Source organism: Campylobacter sp. CN_NE2 (genome assembly GCF_027797465.1).
In the GTDB taxonomy this organism is placed as follows: Bacteria; Campylobacterota; Campylobacteria; order Campylobacterales; family Campylobacteraceae; genus Campylobacter_B.
In genome coordinates this window covers 1,070,356-1,082,261 of record NZ_CP115608.1, presented here as the reverse complement: position 1 = coordinate 1,082,261, position 11,906 = coordinate 1,070,356, and the positions used below count along the sequence as shown (strand labels likewise).

Genomic DNA, 11,906 nt, shown 5'->3' with positions numbered 1-11,906 from the left:
TTGTAAATTTAAAGGTTAAAAAAATGAAAAAAACTATAATATCGGCTTTGGCTTTGGCAGGAATTTTATTTTTTAGTGGTTGCACCACTAGAATAAGCGATAATATCCCAGATAACGGTGTTATGCAGTGGGACGATGTAACTTTTCCTGATCCAGAAAAAACTTGGATCGATGCTCCAACTCACCCAAATTCAGAGAATTTAGGCAAAATCGAAAAAGGTATGAGTAAAGATCAAATTTATTTCCTAATCGGACATCCGCATCACCAAGAAGGCTTGTATGCCGTTAGAGAATGGGACTATCTGTTTAACTTAAAGAAAAAAGCAGGAGATGTGGATAAAATTTGTCAATTTAAAGTTATTTTTGATAAAGATTATAAAGTCGGAAGCACATTTTACAATCCAAAAGGTTGTGCAGGTGTTCCGCCCGTGCAGTTGCAAAATCAAAATTTAGAAATCGAAACAGATTTATTGTTTGATTTTGATAAAGATATTATTAAAGCAGACGGTTATGAAAAAATAGCTCAAAAAGCTAATGAAATCGATAAAAAAATGGTTCAAAAAGTGCAGGTCTTAGGCTATGCTGATAGACTTGGAGACGAAAGCTATAATCAAACTTTATCGCAAAAAAGGGCAAATGCTGTTAAAAATGAGCTTGTCAAACAGGGCATTCCGGCTGATGCTATCATAGTAGCGGGCATGGGAACAACAGATCAGGTTGTATCTTGTAACGGCATAAAAGGTGCAGAGCTTAAAGAGTGTCTAAGACCAAATCGTAGAGTTATTATACAAACAAATTATTAAAAATTCGGATCAAATTTGATCCGAATTTTACATTCAAAAGGGGTTAAATTTGAAAAAATTACTTTTTATTATTCTTTTTATTGCAAATTTATTCGCTATTGAAGATATTAAATTTATCGCTTGTGAAAAAGGCGACAGTGGGGCTTGTTATGAAATCGGGCTTTTGCTTTATATCGGGCAGAATATCCAAAAAGACGACGACGGAGCGTTCTTATTTTTCAAAAAAGCCTGTGAAAGTGGTCATGAAAATGCCTGTATCGCACAAGCTCAAATGTTCGAAAATGGTCTAGGAACTAAAAAAGATACCACTACGGCACTAAATTTATATGAAAATATTTGTAAAAAAAATAATATTTTAGCGTGTCAGGGCGCTGAGCGAATTCACTCGGCTTCAAATAAAAACAAAAAACGCCTAAGCGAAATAAGGGCATTTTTATGTAAAAACGGGCAAGATGACTACTGCGAAAACGGCAGTGTTACGCTAGAAAATACAAAGGCTATCGCAAGGCTTGATAGTGATTGCAAGAACGGAAATAAGGATTCTTGCGAGACTTTGGTAAATTTGTATTTTAAGGCACAAGGAACACCTGAAAATATCCAAGCCGCGATTTTTTATACAGATCGTCTTTGCAAACTTGATGTCGGCACATCGTGTCGAAATTTAGCTATCATTTATCAAGGCAGAAGTGATATAGAAAATGCGAAAAACTACTATGCAAGAGCATGTGCAATGGGCGATAAAATTTCATGCACGGAGTATAAAAAGCTTATAAAATAGTTTTTTATTTTGTAGAATTAGACAATAAATTTGGAGAATTGTTCTATTAAATTTGCTTTTAAATTTGGTAAAATTCGCTAAATTTATAAAAAGATTTTACACAATGCGAAAGATTTTAAAAAGAATTATGCTAGTTTTTTTGGTTTTTGTTTTTGGCTTGGTTATTTTTTGGATTGACATTGAAGGTGTTTTTTTAAGCGAAATTTCTTCAACAAAACAACGCATTTTTAATTCACCAAATTTCATTGGCGGCAAGGCAAAAAATCTCCAAAACACCGCGATTATGGTTCAAAATGATGAATTTAAAAGTAACGATAAAAACGAAGTCAGACGAATGTTTTTTAATCCAAACGACCCAAAAAAAGTGCCAAGCGTAAAAGGAGATTTTAAAAATGAAAAGGGCGATTATTTTGCGTGGCTTGGGCATTCTAGCATTTTGTTTAAATTTAAAAATTCCACATTTTTAGTCGATCCGCTTTTTGAAAATTCTGCTTCGCCGTTTCCTTTTGTGGTATCGCCGTTTAACGGAAGTAGCGTATTTAGCGTTAGCGATTTGCCAAAAATCGATTATCTTATCATTACGCACAACCACTATGATCATTTAAATCGCACAACTATCAAAAAACTAGCAAAAAAAGATGAAATCAGGGCAATTTTTGTTCCGCTTGGAGTAGGAAAATATCTTAAAAGTTGGGGCTTTGATGAAGCTAAAATTTTTGAGTTTGATTGGAACGAAAGCCTAAAAATAGAGCAAAATTTGCAAATTCACTGCCTAAGTGCTAGACATTTTTCAGGTAGAGCGATTTTTGATCAAAGAAAAAGTCTTTGGGCTTCATTTTTGGTTGAATTTGATGATTTTAAGGTATTTTTCGGTGGCGATAGCGGATACGGCGAACACTTTAAAAAATTTGGCGAAAAATTCGGAAAAATAGATTTGGCATTTTTAGAAAACGGACAATACGATAGCGCATGGTCGCAAATTCATATGTTTCCGTCCCAGACACTACAAGCAGCAACGGATTTAAAAACGCAAATTTTAATGCCGATTCATAACTCAAAATACAGAATTTCTTACCATGTTTGGAATGCGCCTTTGCGTGATATTACAAAAATTTATGAAAATTCAAACTTTGATTTTACACTTGTAACGCCTAAAATCGGGCAAATCGTGCCACTTGATTTAAAAAATTTCAGAAGCGAAAAGTGGTGGGAGTAGTTTTGTAAGCAATTCTTTATGAATTTTTAAATTCAGTAAATTTTAATATATCTAAAATTAACCTTTTTTTGGATAGAATTTAAGAATTCCAAAGGAGAGTTATGAATTTTCAGACTTCTAAGTTAAACCTTTTATTTTTCGGAATTTTGTTTGGATTTTCTATCTATTTTATTATTTGGGGCTTCGGATTTATCGGCTCTGGAAACAAGATTGTATTTTTGCTCTCCACTGTTTTTGGCATTTTTATGGCGTTTAATATCGGCGGAAACGATGTTGCAAACTCTTTTGGCACAAGCGTTGGAGCTGGGACTCTAAGCATTACACAAGCCCTTTGTGTGGCTGCGATTTTCGAAGCAAGTGGTGCTGTTATCGCAGGTGGTGAAGTAACATCGACGATTCGCAGTGGAATTATCGCACTTGACGGGCTTGAAGTTAATCCTAACGATTTTATATTTTTGATGATGAGTGCGCTATTTTCAGCCGGTCTTTGGCTACTTTTTGCTAGTAAAAAAGGGCTTCCTGTATCAACTACTCACGCAATCGTCGGTGGCATAGTCGGCGGCGGATTAACTCTTGGATTTTTAATGCAAAATCCCGACATATCGCCGACAAATTTGATAAAATGGGAAAAAGTAGGCACGATCGCCATTTCGTGGGTAGCTTCGCCACTGATTGGTGGAATTTTATCTTACACTGTTTATTCTGTCATTAAAAAATACATTATAAATTATAATAAAATCGCTCAGATTAAAATCGAACGGATAAAAAAAGAGAAAAAAGAGCTTAGAAAAAAACAGAAAAAAATTTATGAAACCCTAAACGATATTCAAAAAGCTGCTTACACACAAGCCATAAATCACGATATAAATGCTATGGAAAATCCTGATTTTACGCCCGATGAACTTGATAGTGAGTATTATAAAAAGTTAAATGAGCTTGATGAGAAAAAAGAGAATTTAAAATCCCACAAAGCGCTTGAACTTGGAATTCCTATGGTTGCTGCTGGTGGAGCCATGGTGGTTTCTGGTGTTTTTATTTTTAAGGGGTTAAAAAATTTAGATTTAGGGTTAAGCAATCTTCATAATTATCTTATAATTGGCATGATAACGCTGATAGTTTGGCTTGCGATGTTTATTTTTGCTAAGACTTTGCGTCGTTCGGATCTGGATAAATCGACATTTTTAATGTTTTCATGGCTTCAAGTTTTTACTGCTTCTGGTTTTGCTTTTTCGCACGGCTCAAACGATATAGCAAACGCCGTTGGTCCATTTGTAGCGATCTTAGACACACTTGCGACAAATTCGATAAATCCGCACACCCCTACAAACCCGATGATAATGCTAACTTTTACAGCAGCCCTAGTAGCTGGACTTTGGTTTATGGGGCGAGAGGTTATCTCTACTGTGGGCGGAGGATTAACTAAAATTCACCCTGCTTCCGGATTTAGCGCAGAGATTAGCTCGTCTGCTGTGGTTATGGCGGCTTCTATTTTTGGGCTACCGATTTCATCGACGCATGTTTTAATCGGGGCGATTTTAGGCATAGGATTAGTCAATAAAAGCACAAACTGGGGACTGATGAAGCCAATCGGCTTAGCATGGATTATCACACTACCAGCGTCAGCTTTAATGGCAAGTTTTTGGTTTTTGGTTTTTAGAGCTATATTTTAGGGCGGTTTAATTTGCCGAAATATTTTCTATAAAATTCACTGAATTTTTTGAAATTCCCAAGAAATCGATTTGAAATTCGTTTGAAAAATTCTCTTTCATCATAAAAAAATTTATTGTTTTTAAAATTTTTTCAAATTTGGATTTTGTAAGGCGGTAAGCTGTTTCATATTCGCCAAGCGTGGCTTTAACTTCGATAAAATGCAGGATTTCATCTTTTTTGGCGATTATGTCGATTTCGCCGAAGCGAGAGCGGAAATTTCGGCAAAGTATCGTAAAGCCGTGATTTTGTAAAAATTCACAAGCCTTGCTTTCCGCCGAAAATCCAAAAAGATACTCTTTAAGCCCCATTACTCTTCTATTCGTATCATAAAAGGTCGTCCGGTAACAAATTCTTGCGAATCTAACTCGCTCATCGCCTTTTTGACATCTGCTTCAAGGCTGGTGTGTGTGGTAAAAAATAGCGTTACGGACTCTTCTGTTTTTAGTTTTGGTTTTTGCAAGAAACTGTCTATTGAAAGGTTATTTTCGCTTAGCAAATTTGTGATTTTTGCCAAAACGCCTTTTTCGTCTTTTACGCGAATTCGCAAGTAATATTTGGTGCGAATTTCTTGCATAGGCAAAATGCTAAATTTGTTTTGAAGCTCTTTTTTATAGCCTAAAATCGGGTTTTTATTTCCCCTAGCGATGTCGATTAGATCGCTTATAACGGCACTTGCAGTCGCACTCCCACCAGCTCCTGGTCCATAAAACATGCTTTCGCTCATACAATCCCCAAAAACGCCAACGCCGTTCATAGCACCATCAACTTTTGCAAGCATTTTATCTTTTGGCAAAAGTGCAGGATGAACGCGAAGCTCGATTTGCGTGTCGCTTACGCGTCTTGCGATTGCTAGAAGCTTGATGACATACTCAAAATCATTAGCAAAATAGATGTCTTCTTGCGTGATACGATCTATGCCTTTGATTAAAATGTCTTCTGGATTTCCATGAACACCATAAGCGATACTAGCTAGGATTAAAAGCTTGTGAGCTGCGTCAAATCCGCCTATGTCAAAGGTCGGATCGGCTTCTGCATAGCCTAGTTCTTGTGCTTTTTTCAAGGCTTCATCAAAGCTCTCGCCCTTTTGCATCATATTTGTTAAAATATAATTGCTAGTGCCGTTTAGTATGCCAATAATCTTTTCGATTTTATTTGCGCTTAGCCCTTCGCGTAAAGATTTTATGATAGGAATTCCACCTGCCACACTGGCTTCATAGCCAAAAGGCGTATTTGCGGCTAAATCTTGCAATGCGTATCTGTGATAAGCAAGAAGAGCTTTATTCGCAGTTACGACTGCTTTTTTGCGTTTTAAAATATGGCTTACTATTTCATAAGGCTTTTCAACGCCGCCCATAAGCTCGACAAATACATCAATGTCATCGCGGTTTATGACTGAATTTATATCATCGCTTAGGGGTAAATTTGCCGTGCGTTTTTTGCTTAAATCACGCACAACGCCGATAACAGGGTTGATTTCAACCCCAGCCCTAGCAGTAATGACACTTTTATTTCGCAAAAGTATATTTGCTACTTCATTTCCGACCGTTCCGACACCTAGTATTGCGATATTCATTATAACTCTTTCAAATATTGTTTTATATTTCGTGCTGCTTGGCGAATTCTGTTATCATTTTCTATGAGAGCGATTCTGACATAATTATCCCCTGCCACGCCAAATCCGCCACCGGCACTTACGGCGACTTTGGCTTTGGTTAGAAGCTGTTTTGCAAATTCGTTCGAACCGATATTTCCGACTTTTGCAGGAAGTTTTCCCCAAACAAACATACTTGCTTTTGATTTTGGTATTTCCCAACCTGCTGCGCCAAAACTCTCAACCAAGACATCTCGTCTATGCTCATACATAGCTCTAATCTCTTCAACGCACGATTGATCGCTATCAAGTGCTATGGTAGCAGCTACTTGAATAGGAGTAAACATACCATAATCAAACCACGATTTTATTTTTTTAAGTGCAAAAATAAGGCGTTTGTTTCCGCAAACAAAGCCGACACGCCAACCTGCCATATTATAGCTTTTTGAAAGCGTATAGCACTCAACGGCGACATCTTTTGCGCCATCTACTTCAAAAATGCTAGGGCTTTTATATCCGTCAAATGCAAGTTCAGCATAAGCAATGTCTGATATGATATAAAATCTCTCTTTTTTCGCCATTGCAACAAGTCTTTCATAAAAACTTTTGTAGCAAATGACGGTGGTCGGGTTGTGCGGAAAATTTACAACGACATATTTTGGTTTTGGGATACTCTCGTCAATCGTTCTTTGCAAATTTTCAAAAAATTTATTCTCGTCAAGCTCTAAATTTTCATTATAATCAATCGGCATTTTAGCGACATTTCCGCCCGCTAAGATAAATGCTTGTGTGTGAATCGGATAAGCAGGATCAGGCACTACGGCTACATCGCCCGGATTTATAATCGCCGTTGTTAAATGCACAAAGCCTTCTTTGCTTCCCATAACAGCGACAACTTCGGTTTCGGGATCTAAATCAACATTATATTTGCGTTTATACCAATTACAAGCCGCTAAGCGAAGTTTGTAAATTCCTTGACTTACGCTATATCCGTGATTTTTCTCTTTTCGTGCTGCTTCGCAAAGCTTTTCTACGATGTGTGGCGGAGTTGGGCCGGTAGGGTTTCCCATAGAAAGATCGATTATATCTTCGCCGTTTCGCCTAGCAGCCATTTTCATAGCACCCATTTCGGCAAATGCGTAATTTGGCAATCTTTCAATTTTACTGAAACGAATTTCGTCAAACATAATTTTCTCCTTATTATTTCGAATTTATTTTCAAATTTATATTGAATTTGTAAAAAATGTTAAATTTTACCACCCTTTACCCCCGTTTAGCCTTGTAAATTCGGCACTGTCGATAAATGTAATATTTTTATCTTTGATTAGAATTCTCATTACACTTTTTTCTCTAATTTGCTGTTTTTCATCGCCAATATCCATGTCAAAAAAGCCATGTCCAGCCATAACTAGCATATCTTTATCCAAATCAAGCGTAATCTTATCCGAGACCACAGTGTCCCATTTTTTACCGGTTTTTAGATCAATAGTTCCTAGCCAAAGTTGATAATTTGGCGTTATGGTAATTTGAGCAGGAAGCGTTAAATTTTCTTCGTTTTTAGTGATATTTTCATCGGTAGAATTTGCTTCATTTTGCATTTGTATGCTAAGATCGAGCGCATTTGGAGTTGATATATTGCTATCATTTTCATCAATACCAACAAAAAGTTTTGACGGCACTAATAGCGAATTATTTTCATCAAATTTAGGCACTTCGATACCGACTTTATTAAGCGTTTCTTCGGCTTGGTTGATGATAGGATTATTTGAGTATTCAACTTTTTTCTCATTTAAAAACTCATCGATAGGTTTTTTGATTAAATCATAAAATTTAAAATAAATCACCGCTAAAACTAAAAGTAAAATCAACAAAATCCAAATTTTCCAGTTTGTTTTTTTGTGGTTTTGCAAATTCGGCATAGCAACTTGCCTATCTATCGTTGTTTTTGTTGTTTTAGTTTCGCTTTTGATTTTATTAAATTCTTCCAACCACTCGCTTAGATCTACGCCGTAATCTCGCTCTAAAATTTTAACAAAGCCATTTGCATTACAATCAAGCAAATTTTCATAGTTTTGATTTAAAATCGACTCTATGTGTTCTTCTTGGATATGCGTTGCCTTTGAAATTTCCCTAACGCCGATTTTTTCGAGTTTTTTTAACTCTTTTTGTAATATGCTTTCTTTTTTATCCATTTAAAATCCTATCGCAAAGTATCGCAAAAGCCGCACTTACATTTAGACTATCAAAGTCGTTTTTCATGGCTATCGAGATACTTTCATCACATTTTTCAAAAACTTTATTTGGCAGTCCGTCGCCTTCACTTCCCATAACAAGGGCGATTTTGCCGTTAAATTTAATATCTTTAACACTTTTAGCGTTTGCTTTTGTGGCGTAAATTTTAAAACCAACTTGCTTTAATTCATTTAACAAATCAAGCCCGTTTTCGCACTTTGCGATATTTATTTCAAGTGCAGCCCCGCTACTAGCGCGTAAAATGCCTTCTATATTAAAACTTTTACCGACTAAAATAACGCCATCAGCACCCAATGCATAAGCCGAACGCACGATAGCACCGATATTTCCGACATCGCTTAGTCCATATAAAACGGCTAAAAAATTCGCATTTTTTATGTTTTTAATGTCGCAAAATTCAAAATCCGAAATTTCAGCCAAAAAACCTTGATGATTTCCGCCGTGAGCCAACGCCTGAGCCTTTTTGGGATCAACGCGTTCAATCTTAACACCAAGTCCGGCGATTTTGGAAAAAAGGCGTTTGTCGCACTCTTTTGCGAGATAAATTTTTTCGAATTTATTGCCGTGCTTTTCCAAAATATGCAAAAATAGCTGTTTTCCGTAAATAATCATCTCGCAATGATACCAAATTCGGGTTAAAAAAGAACTTATTTTGTAATATTTTCGTAAATTTCTTTTGAATTTTTGCCTGTGATTTTGGCTAGAAGTTTTGCTTTTATTTTTGGCGGAATTTCTAAGCTTAAAATATCATTTTCGTTTATGCGTTCAAAGCCTGAATTTGGGCTTTTATCAACCACGACGCACCACTCGCCGTTTAAATTTGCTTCTTTTAAATTTGATAAAACTTCGCAAATTTTGCCCTTAAATTTGGTTTCAAATTTTTTTGTAGCCTCTTTTATGAGAAAAATTTCTCTATTTTTGTCGATTTTTTCTAAATTTTCTACCAAATTTAAAACCCTTTTTGGAGATTCGTAAATCACGCAAGGATAAGGCGATTTCATCAAATTTTCTATCGCGCAAATTCGCTCTTTGCCGGTATTTGCTAAAAAGCCCAAAAATGAAAATTCCTTCTCTACTATGCCGCTAGCAGCAACTGCCAAAAGAAGCGCATTTGCTCCGCTTAAAACTTCATAATCAATCCCATTTTGCAAAGCAAATTTAACCAAACTAACGCCCGGATCGCTAACGCAAGGCATTCCGGCATCACTTAAATACACGCAGATTTTTTGTCTAAATTTTTCAGTGTCAAATTTGGAAAAAAACTCGCTTTCGTTGTGCGTGTGAAGTGAATAAAATTCGCTGATATTAAATTTCGTATCAAATTTTTGAGATAATAAATTTAAAAGCTGTTTGCTAACTCTTGTGTCTTCGCAGATAGCGACTTCGGCACGGCTTAAAATATCAAGCGCGTGAGCCGAAATGTCGCTTAAATTTCCTATGGGAGTAGGAACGAAATAGAGCAATTATTTCATTCCGTATTTTTGTTTAAATTTTTCTACGCGTCCTGCGCTATCTACGATTTTTTCGCTACCTGTGAAAAACGGGTGGCAGTTTGAGCAAATATCAACGCGGATTTCGCTTTTGTTTGATTTTGTTTTGAAACTATTGCCACAAGCGCAAGTTACGGTTGTTTCGACATACTCTGGGTGAATATCTTTTTTCATCTTTTCGACCTTTGGGTTTGAAATTTTGTAAAGGCTGGATTATACAATTTTTTTATTTAAAAATCAAATTTAAAAAATCAATCTTGCGCAAGTGGTCATTATTGCAGTATTTGAACGCAAAATATATGGTAAATTTAGCTCGTAAGATTTGCTAAATTTTTTGCGTTCATTTTCAGAAAAACCACCCTCTGGACCTATAAAAGGAATTTCATCTTTATCAAAAATTTCCAAACTTTTGCCCTCAAAATCAATCAAAACCGAATTTGGATATTTAGCCAAAAGCTCATCTGAACTAGCCAAAATTTCAAGCTGGACAATCGAATTTCGCCCACACTGGCACGACGAATTTATCAAAATTCGCTTCATACGATCCAAATCTAGCCTAACATTTTTTTGTGAAAAATCGCTATAAACGAAAATGATTTTTGCCACGCCAATTTCATTTAGACTTGGCAAGGTTTTTTCAATCACGCTTGGCTCAACCACAGACCAAGCAAGGCAAAATTCGTGCTTTGGCGTGATAACGGAATTTTTAAAAACCAAATTCGCTACCGCATTTTTGCGTGAAATCTCGGTAATTTCATAGATATAATTGCTCTCATCGCGCAAATTTCTAAAATCCACTCTATCGCCCACGCTAAGGCGTCTAGCCTTTAAATGCGAAAAATTTTCGCCCGAAATTTCCAAAATTTCGCTTCCTGCGTTTTTGTCATAAAAAAATACCATTATATGAAACTCGCTATCAAAATTAAGATTAAATTTACTATTATTATCTTTGAAATTTGCTTTTTATAAAGGATAAAATTTTTGGTAAAATATGCCATTTTTAGCCGTTTATAGCCGATTGCGCTAAGCGCGATGATTGCGATTACGGCTACTATCATAAAAATGATTTTGTAGTTAAATTTAAACTCTAAAATAGGTAAAATCACAGCACCAGTAAAAATCAAACACGCTAAAATCGTATAAAAAAATGGTAAAAAAAGTCGAATTCGCTTTATATAGGCGTTTTCGCCGTTGCCATAGTGAGCTAAAAAAAGATAAATCAAAAGCAAAACGCCAAAGAAAACAACAAAAAATTTATGCAAAGCAAGTGCGGTTGTGTAGAGTTCTTGCATTTTTACTCCGTTACAGGCACCGGCGGAAGCTCTTTATCCACTTCTGTTTGCGGTTCGCTTTTTGCGATCGGCACATCGCTTGGAACTTCGTTTTTAGTAGGCGGTATTTTTAAGGCTTCATCTTCTTTTTTATCGCAACCTGCAACAAAAAATGCTAAAAGTAAAATCAAAAAATATCTCATCTTTGCCCCTTAGCAGTCTTTCTCAAAGACGAATTTTTCGCCCTTAATGAGCTTTTCAAAGATTTTTTTATCTCTTAAATCGTCCAAAATCGCTTCGCTAAATTTGATTTCATTTAAATTTATCTCGCCCATTCGTGCGTTATATGCATCTTCTTTAAAGCACTGAGCGTATCCTGTGGCAGTCTCATGCACGATAATGCTATGAAGCGTAACATTTTTTTCGCCGTTGTTAAATTCGCTTAAATTTAATAACCTATCAATCAGCACAAAAAATATACGACAAAACTGCTCTGCGCTCGGATTTAAGGGTATTTCTATCCATCTAGCTGAATGTTTTTTTATGTCATTTTTATACTCATCGCTATCGCCTGAAAAAATGGTCGTGGAGTGGTCAAAACAATCGATAATATCGCGAATTCCAAGCTTCATATAACCAAAATCATAAACCATTCCTGCATTATCTAAAAAATTTGAAGCCAAAAGGACTTCGCATTTGTATGAATGCCCGTGAATCGCCGTCCGACAGCGTTTTGAGCCACAAAATCGCACTATGTGGGCATTTTCAAAGTCATAAAGTTTTCTAATTATCAT

15 protein-coding genes are annotated in these 11,906 nt (G+C 36.0%); 4 read left to right on the top strand and 11 right to left on the bottom strand.

The window, feature by feature from the left end:
- The first annotated feature begins 23 nt into the window (after nt 1-23).
- From PF028_RS05365 to PF028_RS05350, 4 genes are all read left to right on the top strand, one after another.
- Nucleotides 24-803: an OmpA family protein gene (locus PF028_RS05365; RefSeq protein WP_270861363.1), complete on the top strand. Its 780-nt coding sequence runs from the start codon at nt 24-26 to the stop codon at nt 801-803.
- Nucleotides 804-852: 49 nt separating this feature from the next.
- Nucleotides 853-1,581 (top strand): tetratricopeptide repeat protein, encoded by a 729-nt coding sequence (locus PF028_RS05360; protein WP_270861364.1) that lies wholly within the window; start codon nt 853-855, stop codon nt 1,579-1,581.
- Between the two features lie 103 nt (nt 1,582-1,684).
- Entirely contained in the window at nt 1,685-2,797 is a 1,113-nt protein-coding gene (locus PF028_RS05355) for an MBL fold metallo-hydrolase (protein ID WP_270861365.1), read from the top strand.
- Between the two features lie 101 nt (nt 2,798-2,898).
- Nucleotides 2,899-4,467 (top strand): inorganic phosphate transporter, encoded by a 1,569-nt coding sequence (locus tag PF028_RS05350; RefSeq protein WP_270861366.1) that lies wholly within the window; start codon nt 2,899-2,901, stop codon nt 4,465-4,467.
- A gap of 6 nt (nt 4,468-4,473) precedes the next feature.
- Here PF028_RS05350 and PF028_RS05345 read toward each other — a convergent pair whose 3' ends face one another.
- The 11 genes from PF028_RS05345 to PF028_RS05295 form a co-directional block, all read right to left on the bottom strand.
- Nucleotides 4,474-4,815, bottom strand: a complete 342-nt coding sequence (locus PF028_RS05345) for a YraN family protein (protein ID WP_270861367.1) — start codon at nt 4,813-4,815, stop codon at nt 4,474-4,476.
- The gene (locus PF028_RS05340) at nt 4,815-6,080 is read right to left on the bottom strand and encodes a homoserine dehydrogenase (RefSeq protein WP_270861368.1); all 1,266 of its coding nucleotides are present in this window, start codon (nt 6,078-6,080) and stop codon (nt 4,815-4,817) included. Before PF028_RS05340 ends, PF028_RS05345 begins: the two co-directional genes overlap by 1 nt.
- Nucleotides 6,080-7,285 (bottom strand): LL-diaminopimelate aminotransferase, encoded by a 1,206-nt coding sequence (locus PF028_RS05335; RefSeq protein WP_270861369.1) that lies wholly within the window; start codon nt 7,283-7,285, stop codon nt 6,080-6,082. The genes PF028_RS05340 and PF028_RS05335 overlap by 1 nt, the downstream gene beginning before the upstream one ends.
- A 66-nt stretch (nt 7,286-7,351) precedes the next feature.
- Entirely contained in the window at nt 7,352-8,290 is a 939-nt protein-coding gene (locus PF028_RS05330) for a hypothetical protein (protein WP_270861370.1), read from the bottom strand.
- A complete protein-coding gene (gene rlmB, locus PF028_RS05325) occupies nt 8,283-8,963 on the bottom strand; it encodes a 23S rRNA (guanosine(2251)-2'-O)-methyltransferase RlmB (RefSeq protein ID WP_270861371.1) in 681 nt (226 codons plus the stop codon). Before rlmB ends, PF028_RS05330 begins: the two co-directional genes overlap by 8 nt.
- Nucleotides 8,964-8,998: 35 nt before the next feature.
- Nucleotides 8,999-9,814, bottom strand: coding sequence for a 16S rRNA (cytidine(1402)-2'-O)-methyltransferase (rsmI, locus tag PF028_RS05320; protein WP_270861372.1), 816 nt, complete (start codon nt 9,812-9,814; stop codon nt 8,999-9,001).
- The gene (gene rpmE, locus PF028_RS05315; protein WP_270861373.1) at nt 9,815-10,015 is read right to left on the bottom strand and encodes a 50S ribosomal protein L31; all 201 of its coding nucleotides are present in this window, start codon (nt 10,013-10,015) and stop codon (nt 9,815-9,817) included.
- 69 nt (nt 10,016-10,084) lie between these two features.
- Complete coding sequence (locus PF028_RS05310; RefSeq protein ID WP_270861374.1) at nt 10,085-10,741, bottom strand: 16S rRNA (uracil(1498)-N(3))-methyltransferase; 657 nt, start codon at nt 10,739-10,741, stop codon at nt 10,085-10,087.
- On the bottom strand, nt 10,741-11,133 hold the full coding sequence (locus PF028_RS05305; protein WP_270861375.1) for a hypothetical protein: 393 nt from the start codon (nt 11,131-11,133) through the stop codon (nt 10,741-10,743). The genes PF028_RS05310 and PF028_RS05305 overlap by 1 nt, the downstream gene beginning before the upstream one ends.
- 2 nt (nt 11,134-11,135) lie before the next feature.
- Complete coding sequence (locus PF028_RS05300) at nt 11,136-11,315, bottom strand: hypothetical protein (RefSeq protein WP_270861376.1); 180 nt, start codon at nt 11,313-11,315, stop codon at nt 11,136-11,138.
- A gap of 9 nt (nt 11,316-11,324) precedes the next feature.
- Complete coding sequence (locus tag PF028_RS05295; protein WP_270861377.1) at nt 11,325-11,906, bottom strand: 6-pyruvoyl trahydropterin synthase family protein; 582 nt, start codon at nt 11,904-11,906, stop codon at nt 11,325-11,327.

Excerpts from the sequence above, each read along its gene's own strand:
- PF028_RS05365 (WP_270861363.1), top strand. The coding sequence starts at position 24 with ATGAAAAAAACTATAATATCGGCTTTGGCTTTGGCAGGAATTTTATTT.
- PF028_RS05355 (WP_270861365.1), top strand. The coding sequence starts at position 1,685 with ATGCGAAAGATTTTAAAAAGAATTATGCTAGTTTTTTTGGTTTTTGTT.
- PF028_RS05350 (WP_270861366.1), top strand. The coding sequence starts at position 2,899 with ATGAATTTTCAGACTTCTAAGTTAAACCTTTTATTTTTCGGAATTTTG.
- PF028_RS05345 (WP_270861367.1), bottom strand. The coding sequence starts at position 4,815 with ATGGGGCTTAAAGAGTATCTTTTTGGATTTTCGGCGGAAAGCAAGGCT.
- PF028_RS05340 (WP_270861368.1), bottom strand. The coding sequence starts at position 6,080 with ATGAATATCGCAATACTAGGTGTCGGAACGGTCGGAAATGAAGTAGCA.
- PF028_RS05335 (WP_270861369.1), bottom strand. The coding sequence starts at position 7,285 with ATGTTTGACGAAATTCGTTTCAGTAAAATTGAAAGATTGCCAAATTAC.
- PF028_RS05330 (WP_270861370.1), bottom strand. The coding sequence starts at position 8,290 with ATGGATAAAAAAGAAAGCATATTACAAAAAGAGTTAAAAAAACTCGAA.
- rlmB (WP_270861371.1), bottom strand. The coding sequence starts at position 8,963 with ATGATTATTTACGGAAAACAGCTATTTTTGCATATTTTGGAAAAGCAC.
- rpmE (WP_270861373.1), bottom strand. The coding sequence starts at position 10,015 with ATGAAAAAAGATATTCACCCAGAGTATGTCGAAACAACCGTAACTTGC.
- PF028_RS05310 (WP_270861374.1), bottom strand. The coding sequence starts at position 10,741 with ATGGTATTTTTTTATGACAAAAACGCAGGAAGCGAAATTTTGGAAATT.
- PF028_RS05305 (WP_270861375.1), bottom strand. The coding sequence starts at position 11,133 with ATGCAAGAACTCTACACAACCGCACTTGCTTTGCATAAATTTTTTGTT.
- PF028_RS05300 (WP_270861376.1), bottom strand. The coding sequence starts at position 11,315 with ATGAGATATTTTTTGATTTTACTTTTAGCATTTTTTGTTGCAGGTTGC.
- PF028_RS05295 (WP_270861377.1), bottom strand. The coding sequence starts at position 11,906 with ATGATAATTAGAAAACTTTATGACTTTGAAAATGCCCACATAGTGCGA.